Source organism: Lentzea sp. NEAU-D7 (genome assembly GCF_026242055.1).
In the GTDB taxonomy this organism is placed as follows: domain Bacteria; phylum Actinomycetota; class Actinomycetes; order Mycobacteriales; family Pseudonocardiaceae; genus Lentzea.
The window spans coordinates 173,566-191,587 of sequence record NZ_JAPJDL010000005.1 but is presented as its reverse complement, the minus strand read 5'-3'; the positions used below and the strand labels follow the sequence as shown (position 1 = coordinate 191,587).

General features: G+C 69.1%; 15 protein-coding genes. 6 read left to right on the top strand and 9 right to left on the bottom strand.

The features are described from left to right. Nucleotides 1-2 precede the first annotated feature (2 nt). Nucleotides 3-947, bottom strand: coding sequence for a DUF1152 domain-containing protein (locus tag ORI60_RS13355; protein WP_266037518.1), 945 nt, complete (start codon nt 945-947; stop codon nt 3-5). After that, nucleotides 887-1,585: an LLM class flavin-dependent oxidoreductase gene (locus tag ORI60_RS13350; RefSeq protein ID WP_266037516.1), complete on the bottom strand. Its 699-nt coding sequence runs from the start codon at nt 1,583-1,585 to the stop codon at nt 887-889. Before ORI60_RS13350 ends, ORI60_RS13355 begins: the two co-directional genes overlap by 61 nt. 134 nt (nt 1,586-1,719) lie before the next feature. On the opposite strand from ORI60_RS13350, the gene ORI60_RS13345 reads away from it, so the two are divergent. Together ORI60_RS13345 and ORI60_RS13340 are read left to right on the top strand one after the other, a co-directional pair. Beyond that, nucleotides 1,720-2,574: a bile acid:sodium symporter family protein gene (locus tag ORI60_RS13345; protein WP_266037514.1), complete on the top strand. Its 855-nt coding sequence runs from the start codon at nt 1,720-1,722 to the stop codon at nt 2,572-2,574. Between the two features lie 33 nt (nt 2,575-2,607). Further along, a complete protein-coding gene (locus ORI60_RS13340) occupies nt 2,608-4,014 on the top strand; it encodes a carboxylesterase/lipase family protein (RefSeq protein WP_266037513.1) in 1,407 nt (468 codons plus the stop codon). Here ORI60_RS13340 and ORI60_RS13335 read toward each other — a convergent pair. Beyond that, nucleotides 4,007-5,458, bottom strand: a complete 1,452-nt coding sequence (locus ORI60_RS13335) for a M28 family peptidase (RefSeq protein ID WP_266037512.1) — start codon at nt 5,456-5,458, stop codon at nt 4,007-4,009. The genes ORI60_RS13340 and ORI60_RS13335 overlap by 8 nt on opposite strands. Nucleotides 5,459-5,622: 164 nt before the next feature. Between ORI60_RS13335 and ORI60_RS13330 the strand changes: the two genes are divergently transcribed. Continuing rightward, nucleotides 5,623-6,363 (top strand): lipopolysaccharide kinase InaA family protein, encoded by a 741-nt coding sequence (locus ORI60_RS13330; RefSeq protein WP_266037511.1) that lies wholly within the window; start codon nt 5,623-5,625, stop codon nt 6,361-6,363. Here the strand turns inward: ORI60_RS13330 and ORI60_RS13325 are convergent. Continuing rightward, nucleotides 6,280-7,059: an ABC transporter permease gene (locus ORI60_RS13325; protein WP_266037510.1), complete on the bottom strand. Its 780-nt coding sequence runs from the start codon at nt 7,057-7,059 to the stop codon at nt 6,280-6,282. The two genes, ORI60_RS13330 and ORI60_RS13325, sit on opposite strands and share 84 nt — an antisense overlap. Beyond that, complete coding sequence (locus tag ORI60_RS13320) at nt 7,056-8,000, bottom strand: ATP-binding cassette domain-containing protein (RefSeq protein WP_266037508.1); 945 nt, start codon at nt 7,998-8,000, stop codon at nt 7,056-7,058. Before ORI60_RS13320 ends, ORI60_RS13325 begins: the two co-directional genes overlap by 4 nt. Nucleotides 8,001-8,097: 97 nt before the next feature. Here ORI60_RS13320 and ORI60_RS13315 point away from each other — a divergent pair, with 97 nt between their 5' ends. Both ORI60_RS13315 and ORI60_RS13310 read left to right on the top strand, forming a co-directional pair. Next, nucleotides 8,098-8,847, top strand: coding sequence for a TetR/AcrR family transcriptional regulator (locus tag ORI60_RS13315; protein ID WP_266037507.1), 750 nt, complete (start codon nt 8,098-8,100; stop codon nt 8,845-8,847). Between the two features lie 206 nt (nt 8,848-9,053). Continuing rightward, complete coding sequence (locus ORI60_RS13310; protein ID WP_266037506.1) at nt 9,054-9,812, top strand: anti-sigma factor family protein; 759 nt, start codon at nt 9,054-9,056, stop codon at nt 9,810-9,812. Between the two features lie 65 nt (nt 9,813-9,877). On the opposite strand, the gene ORI60_RS13305 is transcribed toward ORI60_RS13310, so the two are convergent. From ORI60_RS13305 to ORI60_RS13290, 4 genes are read right to left on the bottom strand one after another with little or no spacing between them, the layout of a single operon-like run. Then, on the bottom strand, nt 9,878-11,281 hold the full coding sequence (locus ORI60_RS13305) for a nickel/cobalt transporter (protein ID WP_266037504.1): 1,404 nt from the start codon (nt 11,279-11,281) through the stop codon (nt 9,878-9,880). Continuing rightward, nucleotides 11,278-12,570 (bottom strand): tetratricopeptide repeat protein, encoded by a 1,293-nt coding sequence (locus tag ORI60_RS13300; protein WP_266037503.1) that lies wholly within the window; start codon nt 12,568-12,570, stop codon nt 11,278-11,280. The genes ORI60_RS13305 and ORI60_RS13300 overlap by 4 nt, the downstream gene beginning before the upstream one ends. After that, a complete protein-coding gene (locus tag ORI60_RS13295) occupies nt 12,567-14,165 on the bottom strand; it encodes a DUF4331 domain-containing protein (protein ID WP_266037502.1) in 1,599 nt (532 codons plus the stop codon). Before ORI60_RS13295 ends, ORI60_RS13300 begins: the two co-directional genes overlap by 4 nt. 46 nt (nt 14,166-14,211) lie before the next feature. Next, complete coding sequence (locus tag ORI60_RS13290) at nt 14,212-15,384, bottom strand: pyridoxal phosphate-dependent aminotransferase (RefSeq protein WP_266037501.1); 1,173 nt, start codon at nt 15,382-15,384, stop codon at nt 14,212-14,214. 562 nt (nt 15,385-15,946) lie between these two features. Here ORI60_RS13290 and ORI60_RS13285 point away from each other — a divergent pair. Further along, complete coding sequence (locus ORI60_RS13285) at nt 15,947-17,998, top strand: DNA gyrase/topoisomerase IV subunit B (RefSeq protein ID WP_266037500.1); 2,052 nt, start codon at nt 15,947-15,949, stop codon at nt 17,996-17,998. The last annotated feature ends 24 nt before the right edge of the window (nt 17,999-18,022 follow it).

Sequence of the window (18,022 nt, the reverse complement as noted above, 5' to 3'; positions counted from 1 at the left end):
TTTCAGTGGGGGAGCGCGCGCCTCGGGCGGCGCTCGTCGTTGCTCTCGCGGTATTCCTCGATCGCGAGCGCCACGTCGAACGCCGTCCGCGTGTTCTCCAAGGAGGGGAGGTAGTGCACGCCGCGGGCGAGGGCGTCGAGGTCGACGCTGAAGTACACGCCCATCAAGGGGTTCACGAACAGCTCGCTGCCCTCGGTGCGCCTGGTGAACTGCACGTTCCCGAACTCGCCCTGGAGCGAGGCCGCGATCTGGCCGTTCACGATGCTCGGCGACAGCGGCGTCGCGTCCTGCGCCTGCGCGACGGCGGTTGTGTAGGCGCGGGCCTCGAAGCTGTCCGACGGGATCGACAGCGCGCCGAGGTAGGCGCCCTGCTTGTCCAGCGCCGCCAGGTTCTCCAGCACGTGCGCGTGGCACACGCCGTGGTGCGCGTCGACGCCGAAGCCGAGGCTGGTCACGATCTTCACCACGCCGTCGAGGCCCGCGGCGGCGGCGAGACTCGTCATGTCCTCGGTCGGCGTGCCGAGGTGCTGTTCGTCGCCGCGCAGCAGGATGTCCGTGCCGCCGTCGACGAGCACGACCGCGTCGATGGAGTGCTTCTCGATGATGGTGCGGTACGCGTCGCGCAGCGGCCGCACACCCGTGCGCGGGAACGCGTAGACGGTGTCGCCGAGGAACCGCGCGAGCTCGCGTTCCGGGAAGTACGCGTCCTCGCCGGAGGTCTCCGGTGCGACGACGGCGAGTCCGGGCTCCAGCCACGCGTCGAGGTCGAGGCGTTCCAGGTCGCTGAAGCTCAGGCTGGCGTAGTGCACCCGCTTGCCCTGTTCGCGCAGCGCGACGCCGAGCGGGATGCCCGCGAACACGTCGAAGCCACCGCCCGCGCCGGCGATCAGGACGTTCCGCGCTGGGCGGAGCCGGGCGAAGAGCGGCGGTGTGGCAAGGCTGAACACACCGCCGACCCTAGCTTTTCCACATCCGCTGGGCTGCCGGCTTTCACCAGCAGGCGGTCGGGTGCGCAGGCCAGGCCCTCGTCGAGGTCGTCGGCCAGCACACCGATCCTCGGATGCGCGGCCTGGTCGCGGTACCGGCTCACGTGCTCGGTCCGGCCGGCGAACACGAACAACCCGTCGTCGTGCTCCGCCGCCAGGTCCGCGATCTCGGGCGAGCGCGCGCAGGCGTGCCAGACGTAGGGCAGGTCCGGCCACGTGGATCTGACCATCGCGTAGTGCTCGACCGTCAACGGCAGGCTGTACTCGATCTCCTTGCCGAACCAGCCGAACACCTTCGCGGTGTTGCCCCGCCCGAGCACCAGGTCGGTCCGGCCGGGGGCGAGCAGGGCGAGCGTGGCGTACTCGGCGGCGAGCCTGACCGGGTCGTTCGTGGTGATCAGCGTGGTGGCGGTGGACAGCCGCAGTGCCGTTCTCGCCGCGATGTGCGCCAGGAGCGTGGCGGGGCAGGACGAGGTGTAGGGCGGGTTGTGGTGCTCGCCGACCGCGAAGACGTCGAGGCCCGCCTCGTCGGCCGCGATCGCCAGCGCGACGATCTCCGACGGCGGGAGGTCGCCCGCGGTGAACACGCCGATCTGCACCCGCCCAGTGTGTCGCTTCCCGGCGGGATCCGTGAGACGGTGCCGCCACCCGGCCGATTCCACCGGGCCGGGCGTAACGCCAGGATCTTCCGGACAGATCACACTGGACAAGCTGGACATCCGCGGAGGCCACCGTGCTAGTCGTACAGATCTTCCTGCCGCTGGCGCTCGCCCTGGTGATGTTCGGCCTCGGCCTCACGCTCACCACCGAGGACTTCGCCAGGGTCGCGAAGTACCCGAAGGCCGCGGTGATCGCCCTCGTCTGCCAGGTGGTCGTCCTGCCCGCGATCTGCCTCGGGCTGGTGCTCGCGTTCGGCCTCAAGGGCGTGCTCGCCGTCGGCATGATGCTGCTCGTCGCCTCGCCCGGCGGCACGTCGGCGAACCTGTTCAGCCACCTCGCGGGCGGGGACGTGGCGCTCAACATCACGCTCACCGCGATCAACTCGGTGCTGGCGGTGTTCACGCTGCCGCTGGTGGTCGGCCTGAGCATGGCGCACTTCATGGCGGACAACGCCGAGGTCGGGCTGCAGCCGGCGAAGTTCGTGCAGGTGTTCGCGATCGTGCTCGTGCCGGTGGCGATCGGCATGCTGGTGCGCCGCAGGTTCGAGGCCTGGGCGCTGCGCATGAACGACCCGGTGCGCATCGCGTCCGTCGTGGTGCTGGTGCTCGTCATCATCGCCGCGATCGCGCAGGCCTACCAGCAGCTGATCGACAACATCGCGACGCTCGGCCCGGTGGCGCTGCTGCTGAGCGTCTTCAGCCTGCTGATCGGCTACTACGTGCCCAAGGCGTTCAAAGTGGAGCGCAAGCAGGCGATCGCCAGCGCGATGGAGATCGGCATCCACAACGCCACGATCGCGATCACGCTGGCGCTGACGGTGCTGAACGACGAGACGATGGCGATCCCACCCGCGGTGTACGGCGTGCTGATGTACCTGCCGGCGGCGGTGGCGGCGCGCTTGCTGTCCCGGAACAAAGCCGTGGTCTAAAGAGGTTGCGGCACGGGCTAGGTTGATCGTGACATGCGTTCAACCACAACCCTTTTGCTGGCGGCCGTGCTCGTCGCCGCAACCGCTGTTCCCGCCCACGCCGCGGGAATCGTCCGCACCGACACCGGATTCGTGTCGGGAACCTCCACCGGTGCCCTGCGCTCGTTCCAGGGCATCCCGTTCGCCGCCCCGCCCACCGGGGAGAACCGCTGGCGCGATCCGCAGCCCGCGAAGCCCTGGCAGGGCGTTCTCCAGGCGGACAAGCCAAGTCCTCGTTGTGAAGAAGCCGAGGACTGCCTGTACCTCAACGTCACCACACCGGCGAAAGCCGCGAACCGCCCGGTCCTCGTCTGGATCCACGGAGGCGGCTTCACCACCGGCGCCGGGGCCGACTACGGCGCGGACCATCTGGCGCGCAACGGTTCTGTCGTCGTCACGATCAACTACCGGCTCGGTGCCTTCGGGTACTTCGGCTTCCCGGGACTCGCCGGCTCCGGCGCGTTCGGGCTGCGCGACCAGCAGGCCGCGCTCGGCTGGGTCCAGCGCAACATCCGGTGGTTCGGCGGCGACCCGCACAACGTCACGCTCTTCGGGGCGTCGGCGGGCGGCCTGTCGACGTGCGCCCAGCTGACCTCGCCGCGCACGCGCGGGCTGTTCCACAAGGCGATCATCCAGAGTGGACCGTGCGGGTTCGGCGTCCCGGCGGGCGAGAACACCGTCCAGCACACCTGGGTCCACCGCGAAGACGTCGAACGAGCCGGTGCCCAGGCGTCGGGCTGCGCGGACGTCGCGTGCCTGCGCAGGCTCACGACCGAGCAGGTCAAGGCGCTGACACCGCAGTTCTCCTCGCCCGCGTACGGCACGGAAGCGTTGCCGGAGAACCCGATCACGGCGCTGCGCGGGGGCCGCTTCCACGAAGTCCCCGTTCTCGCGGGCACCGCGCGCGACGAGTTCTCGGTGTTCGCCGCGATGTACTACCCGCCGCTCGATGCCGCCGGGTACGAGCAGGCGCTGACCGAGGGCTTCGGCGCGGCGAAGGCGCGGCGGATCCTGGCCGCCTACCCGCCGCGCGGGGGCGACGAACGGGTGGCGCTCTCCGCGGCGCTCTCGGACATGACGTCGTTCTGCCCGACCGGGGAACTGCGCGGGCAGGCCGGGGCGTTCGGCTACGAGTTCGCCGAACCGGAGCCGCCGATGATCTTCCCGGGCATGCCGGAGTTCCCGTACGGCGCCTACCACGGCTCGGAGCTGCCGTTCCTGTTCCGCTACGGCGACGTGCGGCTCACCCCGGCGCAGCAGCGGCTGTCGGACGAGATGGCCGAGGTGTGGAGCCGGTTCGCGCGGACCGGACGTCCCGGCTGGGCACGCCAGGACGTCCGGCTCCTCGCGACCGAGCAGGTCGCACCGGCCGATCACCGGTGTGACCTCTGGGCTAGCTAGCGGAACCCGTCGGCGCGCGTCCGTGCGACCTGCCGGGCGCGCGCACGCCGTTCACCGTCGAGGTGTCGAACGCGAACGTGATCACCGCGGTGGCGATGGCGTCGGCGTTGACGTCCAGGGCGGTCAGGTTCAGGTTCGACCTGGTGTCGCACGGCTGGTGGTAGCACGGGTCGAACGCGATGCCCGCCGTGCCGCCGTACCGCGCGGCCTGCTCGGCCGACTTCACGTCCTCGGCCCCGGTGAACAGCCCGCCCGCCGGGATGTTCACCGCGATGAACGGCCCGTAGTCCGAGCGTCCGGAGAAGTCCGTGTCCTCCGACGGCAGGCCCCGGTCGGCGTAGAACTTCTCGAACACGTCCTCGATCTGCGCCGAACCCGGCGGGATCGGCACGGGCGCGGTGCCGCTCGAGTCGTCCCCGTCGTAGACGCCGAAGAAGTGGTTCGGCGAGCCGACCATGTCGAAGTTCAGGTACAGCGCGATCCTGTCCTGCTCGGCCTGCGGGAGCGTGGCGACGTAGTGCTCGGACCCGAGCAGGCCCTCCTCCTCGGCACCCCACCACGCGAAGCGGACCTTCGCGTTGGTCTTGACCTTCTGCAGGTGGATCGCGGTCTCCAGCAACGCGGCCGAGCCGCTGCCGTTGTCGTTGATGCCGGGCCCGTCCTGCACGCTGTCGAGGTGCGCGCCGGCCATGACGACGTTGTTCGCGTCGCCGTCGGAGGACTCGGCGAACACGTTCCACGACTTGCGCGTCTCCGCGGTGAAGTCGACCTTCACCCGCACGGTGGCGCCCGGTGTGAGCGTGATGAGCTCCGCGGCGGCGGCGTAGGTCGCGAACACCACGGGAACCGCCAGTCCGGGGGTGTCGCCGATCGGTGTGGTCAGGCCGGTGCGGCCGGGCTGGCCCTCGTTGAACAGGATGACCGCGGACGCGCCCGCGGCCTGCGCGTTCAGCGCCTTGACGTTGAACCCGCACGTGCCGCGTTGCAGCACGGCGACGCGGCCGGGGACGAACCCGGCGAAGTCGCCCGCCTCGCACCCGCTGCTGCTCGTGTTCGGCACGGGCGCGGGCGGGACGATCACGTCGACGGGCTGGATGACGCCGGTGACGTCCCCCTCGAACGTCGGCGTGAACCCGTTGCGGGTGAAGTCGGTGTCGCGCTGGAAGATCCGCGGAACCGGCGCGACGCGGTCGAGCCGCGAGCCGTCCTCCACGTACGGGAAGTCGAACTCCTGCACGTCGGGCAGGTAGCCGGCCGAGGTCAGCCGCGAGACCACGTAGTTCACCGACGCCTGGTATCCAGGACGTCCGGCCGCGCGGTCGCCGTGGGTGTCCGCGATGGACTGGAACGCGTCGAGATGTCTCAGGACGCCGTTCAGCGTGACGGCCTGGGTGAGCTTCGCAGGGGAGTTGTTGGTGGGATCAGCGAGTGCCTGTCCGGTCACAGCCAGTGGTAGAACCAGTGTCAGGACCGCGAACAGCGCCAAGCGCCGAGGACGTTGAACCATCGGTGAGCCTCCATGCGTACTTCGCCGCCGAATGGACCCCCGAGGTTCCTCATCTGTCCGATGTGTCTTGTGTTACACCGATCGCCACTGGAGGTAGGTGTTTGTTCCGGCTGCTGGAGACCGCCGTCCGCGTCGAGCCGCTGCGGGGGGAGGGCCTCACCAACGTCCTGCACCTCGTGACGCTGGCCGACGGGCGCAAAGCCGTGCTGCGGCAACCCAAGGTGGCGCGCGACCTGCCGAAGTTCGTCGTGCCCGGCGCGCCGGAGGTCCTCGCGCACAACGGCCGGGGCGACGTGCTGGTCGAGTACGTCGAGGGCCGGACGCTGGCGGAGGCGCTGCCGGTGTCCGAAGAGGTCTGGCGGCGCGTCGGCGAGGCGTTCGCGAAGATCCACGAGGTCGGCCTGCTGCACAACGACGTGAACCTGCACAACATCATCGTCAGCGAGCACGCGGCCACGCTGATCGACTGGGACAACCCCGGCCTGGGCAACCCGCTCGACGAGCTGGCGGCGTTCGAGGAGCACCTCTACCTGCACGGAACCGTGCTGCCCCAGGCGTTCTGGACCGGTTACGGCACGCGGCCCGACCCGGACCTGCTGCGCGTGCACCGGATCGCCGGGTGCATCGGCTGGCTCGCGAGCGACGACTGGCGGCAGTGGGAGGCCGACAGGACGCTGACACCGGAGAACCTGGCCAGGGTCCGGAACTGGCGGCGGCTGCTCGCGAGCTGGCTCGCCGACCAGTTCCGGACCGACTTCTCAGCGGCTGAGGTTGCGGTACTTCAGCACCGAGAGCGGCCAGAAGATCGCCACGAACACCGCGGGCCACAGCACCGCCAGTAGCAACGAGTTCTGCGCGGCCCACGAGTCACCGCCGACCCCGGGGTTGCCGAACAGCTCCCGCGCCGCCGCCACGGTCGACGACAGCGGGTTCCACTCCGCGACCACCCGCAGCCAGCCCGGCATCAGCTCCGGCGAGACGAACGTGTTCGCGAACATCGTCAGCGGGAACAGGAACATCCACGAGGCCTGCGCGGCCTCCGGCTTGACCAGCAGGCCGATGTAGATGCCGACCCAGACCAGCGCGAACCGCAGCCACAGCAACAGCGCGAACGCCAGCAGCGCGTTGAGCGGCCCGTCGTGGAACGACCAGCCGATCACCAGCCCGCACAGCGCGAGCACCAGCAGTTCGAGCGACGAGTTCACCAGGTCCGCGATGCTGCGCCCGGCCACCACGCCGGTCTGCGACATCGGCGAGGCGCGGAACCGGTCCGTGACGCCCCGGTCGGCGTCCATCGACACCATCATGAGCGTGGAGCCGACGCCGAACGCGATGGTCTGGCCGAACATGCCCGGCAGCAGGAACTCGATGTAGTCGCCACCGCCGAAGACGTTCATCGCGCTGCCGAACACCAGCCCGAAGATCAGCACCGAGATGACCGGGTAGGCGAGGTTCGCGAACACCCTGACCGGCTCGCGCACCCAGTGGATCAGGTCCCTCTTCGCGACGATCCACGAGTCGACGACCGCGTACCTCATGCCCGCACCTCCGAGACTGCCTTGTGCCCGGTGATGGCGAGGAAGACCTCGTCGAGGGTCGGCCGCCGCAGCGCGATGTCCTCGGCCTCCACGCCCTTCGCGGCCAGTGCCGACGTCACCCGCGTCAGCGCCGCCACCCGGTCGGCGACCGCCGCGCTCACCCGGAACGCGTCGGGGTCCACCTCGGCGTCCGGTCCGAGGACGTCCGCCACGACCGGCAGCTCGTCGGCGTCGCGGACCACGACCTCGATCCGGTCGCCGCCGAGCTTGGACTTGAGCTGGTCCGGCGTGCCCTGCGCGGCGACCCGTCCGGTGTCCAGCACGACGATCTGGTCCGCGAGCTGGTCGGCCTCGTCCAGGTACTGCGTGGTCAGCAGCACCGTCGTCCCCTCCGCGACGACCCGCTTCACCTCCCGCCAGACCTCACCGCGGTTGCGCGGGTCGAGGCCGGTGGTCGGTTCGTCCAGGAACAGCACCGACGGCCGCATGATGAAGCTCGACGCCAGGTCCAGGCGCCGCCGCATGCCGCCCGAGTACTGCTTGGCGCGCTTGTCCGCCGCGTCGGTGAGCCCGAACTGCTCCAGCAGCTCGTCCGCCCGTGCCTCGGCCTGGCGCTTCGAGAGGTGGTAGAGCCGTCCCCACATGACCAGGTTCTCCTTGCCGGTCAGCACGTCGTCGACCGTGGACTGCTGACCGTTCAACGCCACCTGCCGGCGCACGGCCGGTGCCTCTCGCGCCACGTCGTGGCCCGCGACCTCGGCCCTGCCGCCGTCCAGGCGCAGCAGGGTGGCCAGGATGCGCACCGCCGTGGTCTTGCCGGCGCCGTTCGGGCCGAGCAGCCCGCACACCGTTCCGGCGGGCACGGCCAGGTCGAACCCGTCCAGCGCCCAGTTCTCGTCGAATCTCTTGCGCAGGCCTTCCGCGAGCACCGCGTGTCCCACGACTTCACCCCCGTGGCTTAACTGCTTACTTTGTACACAGGGTGTACGTTGTACACGGTTCTAGGATTCACAGCAAGCAGGTTGTGAAGGGGGTCGGGTGAAGAGCGATCGTGACCGGAGCGTGCGCCTGTTGTGGGAGCCGCCGGCCGAGCCGACCAGGGGACCGAAGGCCGCGCTGAGCCAGTCGAGAGTGGTCGAGGCGGCCATCAAGGTGGCCGACGCCGACGGCATCGACGCGCTCACCATGCGCCGGGTCGCCGAGACGCTGGGCAACACCGCGATGTCGCTCTACCGGCACGTGCCGGGCAAGTCCGAGCTGCTGGACCTGATGGTCGACGCGGTCTGGGGCGAGACGGAACCGACGCCCCGGGGTCCCTGGCGTGCCGGTCTGGAGTTCTACGCCCGGCAGGTGTGGGCGATGTACCGCGCGCACCCGTGGATGCTGCAGCTGACGACCTCGCGGCGGATGCCCGGCCCGCACGCCATGACGCGCCAGGACGCGGCCTACGCCGCCGTGTCGGAGCTGGGGCTGGCGCCCGAGGAGATCGTGGCCGTGGTGACGACCGTGTCCCACTTCGTCGACGGCGTCGGCCGCACGATGGCGGACCGCGTCCAGGCCGAGCGGGAGACCGGCGTGTCCGAGGAGGACTGGTGGGACGGCCGCGAGGCGCTCTGGGAGCACTTCACGCCGGACCGGCTGCCGATGATGACCCACATCTGGAACTCGGGCGGCTTCGAACGCCTCCTCGACGAGTTCGAGTTCGGTCTCGCGAGGGTCCTGGACGGTCTTGCGGTGTTCATTGAGTCCGAGGAACGACCGCTGGTTCGTCCACAGACGTGCTTGTAGTCGAACATGGACCTTGAGTCGTCCGATCGAGTGAAAAGAGCAGCTCAGCGCGGGGGAGAAGCGTAGTTGGGCGGTTACGTAATGCCATTGTTATGAGCAATCAGAATGAACTCGTTCGAACGCTGAACCGACCACTCCTATCTGCCCGTTTTCCTTCGTGACACCGTTTCGCCGCGGGGGTCGAATCGGGACGACGAGGAGGTCGTATGACAGCTGGCGCGCACGACGCGGTCACCCTTGGCTGCTACGCGCTCGGCGTTCTGGACGCGCACGAGAGTCTTGGCGTGGAGCAGCACCTTCGGGGCTGTCCGTCCTGCCGTGCGCAGGTCGCCGACTTCCATCGGATCCGAACAGCACTTGACGACGTGCCTCGTGAGGCATTTCTGCACGAGCTCGAGGACGACCTGCCCATGCCGTCGGACCTGCTGCTGCAGCGCACGCTGCGGCAGATCAGGCAGGAGTCGGCCATCCCGCAGCAGCGGGAGGCCGCTCCACGCCCGAGAGCGAGTCCGCAGGCGGTGGAGGACCTTCCCGAACCGCTGCACGCCAGGCCCCGGCGCTGGCCGGGCTATCTCGCCGCCGCGGCAGTCGCCGCGGTGGTCGCGTTCGGGGGTGCCGCGGCGCTGATGCAGAACAAGGCGCCGGAGACGTCGATCGCCGGACCTCGCACGGGCGAGGCGACGGCGACCGGCGGGATCAGCCTGGTGGCGGGCATCGAACCGTCGTCACAGGACCGGTACCTGGTCACGGCCAAGATCAACGGCCTGCCGGCCTTGCAGAAGTGCAAGCTGGTCGTGATCGCCAAGGACGGCACCAAGTCCGAGGCGTTCGCGTGGACCTCGTCCGAGAAGGCCAGGGTCGAGGGCGCGACGGTGCGCGGCATGGTGAGCGTCCCGTCGGACCAGGTGCGGTCGATCGCGGTCGAGAACACCGAGGGCAAGCAGTTCGTGGTGGCGAACCTGTAAGGGCGGAAACAGACGAAGGGCCCGGATTCAGATGAATCCGGGCCCTTCGTCGTGCATTGGTGCAATTAGACGGCCTGCAATGTCAGCCAGGCGCCGACGACGATGACGGTCGCGGCCGTGCCGACGGGTGCGTAATGCGACAGCAGGCGAGTGGCACGGCCGTCCAGGATTCTTTCGACGCGATCCCGCGCCTTCACGAGCAGCAGTCCGACCGCGGTGAGCGTGCCGGCCATGCCGATGCCGTAGCCGAGGACCAGCAGGACGCCGAACCACGTGCGGCCCAGCGCCATCGCGCCCAGCAGGACCACCAGGGCGGACGGCGAGGGGACCAGGCCGTTGGCCGCGCCCATGCCGATGAGGCTCGCGCGGCTGTAGCCGTGCCCATGTCCGTGGCCGTGCCCATGTCCGTGCCCATGCCCGTGGCCGTGTCCATGGCCGTGCCCGGTCGCGACTCCGGCGAGTGCGGGTTCGCGGGTCGCCGACAGGGCCGAGCGCAGCAGCATCACGCCGATCACCGCGATCAGCACGCCGCTGACCAGCCCGAGCCAGCGCAGCACCTGTTCGCCGGCCAGCGCGCTGGACGCGCTGATGACCAGGCCGAGGACCAGCACACCACCGGTGTGCGTGGCCGTGACCGAGGCACCGACGATGAACGCGTCCTTCGGCGTGCCCTGCCGTCCGGCCAGATAGGCGGCGATGAGCGTCTTGCCGTGACCGGGCAGCGCCGCGTGCGAGGCACCGAGCACCAGCGACAGCAACAACGCCAGAAACCCGAGCCACGGCGTGAGGTCGTCGCTGCCCAGGATGTCGTTGAGCCTGGCCGCCGTGACGCTCAACGACTGGACGGGGGAGCCGGAGGCGATCTTCGGCTCGGACCCGCTGCCCGGTTCGGCGCTGAACACGACGGAACGGACGTCCATCGGACTGCTGAGCAGGTCCTCCGGGTACGTCCGCAGCTCGTCGCTGACGCTCTCGGTCGGCACCGGCGAGTCCCTCAGCCTGATGCCGGTGCCGGCGGCGGTGATCTCACGCCAGCCGACCCGGTCGGCGTTCGACTCGTCGCGGAACTCCAGGCGGGCCGGGCGGTCCAGGTCGACCCTGGCGGTGAACTCGCAGACCAGCCGGGTCGTGCTCAGGCCGGCCTGGCCGGCCGGGTGCTCCTTCGTGGAGCCGGCGAGCGTCCAGGAGATCTGCCGCCCGTCCACGGTGGAGCGGTCGGTCCTGGAGACCTCCTCGCACCACTGCTTCGCGTCACGGGCCTTCAGGTTCTCCTGCAGCGTCGGGATCTCCGCCACGTCCACCACGGACCGCAGGTCGATCCGGTCCGGGTGCAGGTGCAGCCCGTGGTAGTGGTTGACGCTGAAGTTGCCCAGCGGGTGGGCGGACGCCTCGCCGTTGATGAAGAAGATGCCGGCGAGCAGCAACACCGCCACCAGGACGGGCCGCACCACCCAGCTGGACAGGCTCACCGGCCGCCTCGGAGCTCCGCGAGCTTGCGGCCCGCCTTGAGGGCCTGCAGCGGGGAGAAGTTCGCGTTCAGCCTGAGCGCCTGCACCAGTGCCTCCTGGGCCTCGGCGACCCGGCCGAGCGCGGCCAGGATCATGCCGCGGTGGTAGGAGAACGTGGCGTTCTGCCAGCCCAGCGCCACCGCGCGGTCGGAGTAGCTCAACGCCTCCGCGTCCCTTCCGTTGACGTGCAGGGCCCACGCCATGGCGTCGGCGACGAAGACGCTCTGACGGCGGCTCCACTCGCTTTCCGCACGGCGCAGCGCCTGCACGCCATCACCGCGGTCTGCGGCGACGAGGGCCGCGGCCAGATCGTCGGAAGCACCCTGGGACTCCATCAGTCGTTGCTGCTCGGAAAGCACGTCGTACTGCCTCGCGGCCTCGCCGGCGTGGCCGTTGGCCTCCAGCAGCTCGGCGTACTCCTGCAGGTACTGCGGCAGGGGAGCGCGGGCGACGAGCCTGCGGTACGCGTCGAGCGCCACGGGGACGTCACCCCGTGCCGCCGCGACCTTGGCCATGCCTTGAGTGAGAGTCATGTCGTCTCCTCTCGCCGCCAGTCCCTGCTCGTAGTGCTCAGCGGCTTCGTCGAGCCGGCCGTGGTCGAACGCGAGTTCGCCCAGCCGGTAACGGCAGAACGCGATCTCCTCGGGCGTCGTGGAGGCCTTCAGCGCACGCTGCATCGCGTCGCGGGCACCGGCGACGTCGCCGTGGAGCTCGAAGTGGAAGGAAGCACGGGCGAACGACGCCGTGTTCGGTTTGAGGTCCAGCATCTTCTGCACCGCGTCCTGGGCGCCCGCGTCGTCGCCGAGCTGCGTCAACGCGTCCGCCAGCACGCCGTGCGCCTCCGCGGAGGCGGGCAGTGCGGCAATCGCCTTCAGGGCCCAGTCGCGGGCCGCGTGGAAGTCGTGGCGGGCGTTGGCCAGCGTGCCCATGCCGATCGCGGCGAGGCCCGTGTCACCCGCGTTCTTCAGTGCGCCTTCGGCCTTCGCGTAGTACGCGGGATCGGCCGTCACCCTCGCCAGCTCCACATAGGACGACCCGAGCTGCGCCCAGGAGGACTTGTCCTGCGGAACCTCGTGCAACCGCTGCTGCAGCTGGTGCACCACCTTGTGCATCCGGTTCTGCTGCGCCACAGCCGGGACAGGGGGCGCGCCCCCGGCCCTGCTGTCGGCAGGACCGGAGGCGGCGAGGTGGGCAAGCGCCGCGGTGACCAGGAGAACCACCGCGACGGCCTGCCGCTGCTGGTACTTCACTTCGAGTGCGACCCGTACTTGCGGATCTGCTGCTGACGCTTGCGCCAGATGAGGAACCCGGCGCCGAACACGACCGCCGAGCCGACCGCCGTGGTCATGGCCATCGGGTCGATGTTCCCGATCCTGCCGACCGGGTTGACCGCGACCTCGGCCGTGGTGCCCGAGGCGTTGACGGCGGTGCCGTTGCGGGGCAGGCCCACGTACGGGAAGGCGGCCTCGAACGGCTGGTCGTTCGCGTCGACCTTGTCGCCCGTGGCCAGCGCGTCCACGAGCTTGCCGGACGCCGCCGCACCCTCCATCGCCTGCACGGCGATGTCCACCACGTCGTCGGTCAGGCGACGGCCGTTCGGGAAGCCCTGCGTGTCACCCGCGAGCAGGCCAAGCCGGTTCGGGTTGGCGTTCGGCTCGATCATCATGTTCAGCCGCAGCATCTCGGACGGGCGGAACCGCCGTGCGTCCACGTCCTGGTTGTTGACCTGCGAGTTCAGGTCAGCGTTGATCTGCGCGCCGAGCTTGCGCGTGATACCGGTCAGGAAGATCTCGGCCAGGTCGTCGCGCTGACCCTGCGGTGCCGGGATCTTGTAGATCGCCTCGACGAGCTTCGGCAGCTCCGGGTTCACGACCCGGTCGACGAGCTCCTTCACGCCGGCGTCCTGGTCGGGGCGCAGGCCGTTGAACGCGTCCTTGAGGCCCGCGGGGGCCACGACCTCGTTCACCAGCGGGTTGCCCAGGCGGGAGACCTGCACGAAGTCGCCGACCGCCTCCGCCTTGCCGGGCGAGAGCTTCAGGGTGCGGCGCTGCGTGGTGCTCCAGATGCCGATGTTCGGGTTGCGGTGAGCGTCGTTGCGCAACGCCAGCGCCTGCTTGGGCAGCTGGATCGCGATGGTGTTGACGTTGTAGCCGCGCAGCGTGTCCTGGCCGACCTCGCTCAGGTTGCCGCCGTAGAGCAGGTCGAACACCCGCAGGTCGGCGAAGAACGAGTCCTCGGACGGGCCCACGTAGACCTTGCCGCCACCGGCGATCTGGGTGATCGCCTGATCGCGCAGCTTCTTGAAGTCCGGCATCGACGCCGGACCGTTCGGGGACGGCGCGACCGGGGCGTTCTTGACCAGCTTGACCTTCTGGCCGTTCTGGTAGATCGCCTCGATGTCGTAGCGCTGCCGGAACAGCAGGTTCTCGTCGTCGAGCGAGTCCACGACACCGTTGGAGTACAGGAACGTCGTGTTCTTGCGCCGGTCGTCGTTCTGGAAGGTGAACCGCAGCGTGACGTCGGGCTTGGCGTCACCGTCGCTGTCGACGTTGAAGTCGTACTGCGCGTCCTCCGCCCACGGGAAGAAGTTGGGGCCACCGTTGGGTTCCTGGAACCCCGACCAGTTGCCGACCAGTGTCACGGTGTCCTTGTGGTCGGGACTCACGAACGCGTACAGGTCCGTGTTGTCCACGGCCGGGTCGCCCGCGATGAGCGGAGCCTCGCGGTGAGACGACGCCGTGGCGTTGGTACCGCCGAACATGGCCGCGTTCAGCAGTGTGGCGGCCACCAGCGCGGCCGCAGCCACCTGGCCGCGCCGACCGCTGAGGGCGTGCGGTGATGACATCTGTAGGCAACCTTTCGGAGATGAGATCAGGGTGCTGTGCGTTCGTTCAGGCGCTGTGCATGAGCAGCGACGGTTCGCTGGAATGGCTCGCGTGGACGGCATGGCTCGTCCACCGCGCCTGGGTGAAGTCGCGAATGCCCTCGACGAGTCGTTCCACGTCCTGTTCGGGCCGCACGACCAGCCGGGCGAACTTGCTGGTCATACCGAGCTTGTTGCCGCATTCGCGGATGAAGACCTGGTGCCTTGCGAGCAGGTGGTCGCGCAGCTCGCGGCCGTCCACGCCCCCGCCGAGCTTCACGAACAGGAAGTTCGCCTGCGACGAGTAGACGGTCAGGTCGGGGATGCGCGACAGCTCCACGCCCATGCGGTAGCGGTCGCGGCTGAGCAGCCGCAGGCTCTCGGCGTACTCGGCCTCGTGGTCGGCCAGCATGAACACGACGGTCTCGGCGAGCGAGTTGAGGTTCCACTTCGGCAGCGCCTTGCGCATCTTCCCCGCCAGCCCCGGGTTCGCGACCAGGTAGCCGAACCGGATGCCGTGCAGGCCGAAGTTCTTGCCGAGGCTCTTCAGCACGACCACGTTGGGCCGGATGGACGCCTCGGCCGCGACCGACGGGTTGCGCTCGACCTCGACGAAGTCGATGAACGACTCGTCGATCACGACCAGGTCGAGGTCGGACAGCTCGTCCATGAACCGGATGATCTCCCGGCGCGGCAGGTAGCCGCCGTCGGGGTTGTTCGGGTTGCAGATGACCGCGACCCTGCTGCCGCGGGTGCGGATGAACTTGACGTACTCGTCGATGTCCAGCTCGAAGTTGTTGCTCTCCTGGAGCAGGAACATGTCGACGCGCTTGTTGCTCTCCATCGGCTGGTCGGTCCAGCGCCCGAAGGTGGGGATCGGGATGGCGATGCTCTCGTGGACCCACAGGTGGTCCATCCACGTGATGAGCTCGGTCGAGCCGTTCGACATCGCGAGCGTCGCCGGGTTCAGCCCCAGCACCTTGGAGAGCTGGTCCGCGATCTTGGCGGAGTCGCTCGGGTAGAACTTGAGGACCGACTCCAGGTTCTTGGACAGCTCGTCGAACATCTCCGGCGTCGGGAAGTACGGGTTGCACGGGATGCAGAAGTCGACGAGCTCACCCGCACCCGTCCGCGACAGCTCGAAGTAGGACGGGCTGTGGGCGGTCTGCTGGAAGAGACCCGAGTCCACACCATGCCGCACGCGACCACTCCGTCCTTCGATCCGGTTCCGACACCGGGGCATACGTGCCGATGTTCATCCCGGTTCACGGGTCCGTTGCGGGAAGGTCTCGGAACGGTCTCGCGCGCAACCTCGCCCGCTCCGGTCTCCCGGCCCCGGACCGGCGCCGGTCCGCCCGGGTTTCCGCGGGTCCTTCGACTGTCCACATCGGACAGAACGGAGGTGTCGCGCCCCGGCGTCGCCTTCGGGCGTCGAAATTCGGCCGGCGTGGGCCGGCGTCGCAGTGGGTACCCCGCCCTGATCGGGGGTGCGCGAACCCCGCCGAGCGGAAGTGGGTGCGGCGGTGACCCGTCCGGCCGTTCAGGACCGAATGCTCGCCCGGGCACCTCCTCGTTACGCTGTGTGCGCGTTAACGTAAGATTCGTCGCTCTGCGTGAAACTTCGGTCGGCGAAAGACCGTGGCACGGGCTTTGTGACGCACCACCCAGGGCGGTTTCCGCGACCGCGACGACGTCCTGCGAAAAAATGTCAGGGGGTGCGGATACCCTGCTGGCAGTCCGCACACAATCAGGGAGCAGTACCCGTGACCGCAGAGACCCTGTACGGGGCCGACGACCTCACCCATCTGGAAGGTCTGGAGGCCGTACGCAAACGGCCAGGCATGTACATCGGGTCGACCGACAGCCGGGGCATCAACCACCTCTTCAGCGAGATCGTCGACAACTCCACCGACGAGGGCGTCGCCGGGCACGCGACGAAGATCGTGGTGACCCTGCACGCCGACGGCAGCGTCCAGGTCGACGACGACGGCCGCGGCATCCCGACCGACGTCCACGCGAAGTCCGGTCTGTCCGGTGTGGAACTGGTGCTCACGAAGCTGCACGCCGGCGGCAAGTTCGGCGGCTCCGGCTACAAGACCTCGGGCGGCCTGCACGGCGTCGGCGCCTCCGCCGTCAACGCCCTCTCCCACCGCTACGACGTCACGGTGCGCCGCGGCGGCAAGGTCCACGCGATGTCGTTCGCCCACGGCGTCCCCGGCGTCTTCGACGGTCCCGGCCCCAAGGCCAAGTTCACCCGCCAGAACGGGCTGAACGTCATCGGCAAGATGAAGCGCAACGAGTCGACCGGCACCTCGACCCGCTACTGGTACGACGCCCGTTACTTCGAGAACGGCGCCTCGCTCGACGTCGAGACCGTCCGCCAGAAGCTGCGCAACACGGCGTTCCTCGTCCCCGGCGTCACCTACGTGCTGCGGACCGCCCTGGAGGACTCGATCTCCGAGGAGGTCTTCCAGTACCCCAACGGCCTCACCGACATGGTCGACTTCCTGGCGCCCGCCGGCGACCGCGCCGTCTCCGGCACGCTCGTCATCACCGGCAGCGGCACCTACTTCGAGAACGCCGCCGACGAGAACGGCGTGATGCGGTCCAAAGTGGAGCGTCAGGCCGAGGTCGAGGTGGCACTGCGCTGGGGCACCGGCTACGAGCGCACCGTCGAATGCTTCACCAACACCATCCGCAACGTGCACGGCGGCACGCACCGCCGCGGCTTCGACCGCGCCGTGCTGAAGTCCGTGCAGGACGCCATCTCCAAGACCCGAGGCCTGCTCAAGCCGAAGGAGGAGATGCCGACCCTGGACGACGTGCTCGAGGGCATGACGGCCGTCATCCACGTCCGCATCCCCGAACCGCAGTTCACCTCGCAGACCAAGGACGAGCTCTCCACCGCCGGCATCACCAAGGTGCTGCAGGGCATCGTGGACCAGCAGATCCGCGCCTGGACCGAAGACCGCAAGACCAAGCTTGAGGCCAAGACCGTGCTGCAGAAGGTCGTCGACGCCTCCCGCGTCCGGCTGACCCAGAAGCAGCAGAAGGACGCGGCCCGCCGCAAGACCGCGCTGGAGGGCGCGGCGATGCCGGCCAAGCTGGTCGACTGCCGCACCACCGGTGTTTCGCGTAGCGAACTTTTTCTCGTGGAAGGCGACAGCGCCCTCGGCTCGGCCAGAATGGCCCGCGTCTCGGAGTACCAGGCGCTGCTTCCCTTGCGCGGCAAGATTCTCAACGTCCAGAAGGCCTCCCTGGCCGACACGCTGCGCAACGCCGAGATCGCCTCCATCGTCCAGGTCCTGGGCGCGGGCACCGGCCGCACCTTCGAGCTCTCCCAGATGCGGTACGGCCGGGTGATCCTGATGGCCGACGCGGACGTCGACGGCAGCCACATCCGCACGTTGCTGATCACGTTGTTCGCCAAGTACATGCGCCCGGTGATCGAGGACGGCCGCCTCTACGCGGCCATGCCCCCGTTGCACAAGGTCATGACGCGCGGCCGCAACCCCGAGACGCACTTCACCTTCACCCAGCGCCAGATGGAGCAGAAGGTGGCGTCGCTGGAGAAGGCGGGCAAGCAGGTCGTCACACCGGTGCCGCGGTTCAAGGGCCTGGGCGAGATGGACGCGGACGAGTTGTGGGACACCACGATGAACCCCTCCACCCGCTCGGTCCGGCGCATCACCATGGACGACGTCGAAGCCGCCGAGCAAGCCCTCGAACTGCTGATGGGCGAGAAGGTCGAACCGCGTCGCAACTGGCTCGTCGAGTCGGCCGCACGGGTCGACCAGTCGGCCATCGACCTCTAAGCCTTCAAGAGACAGACGGAGTCA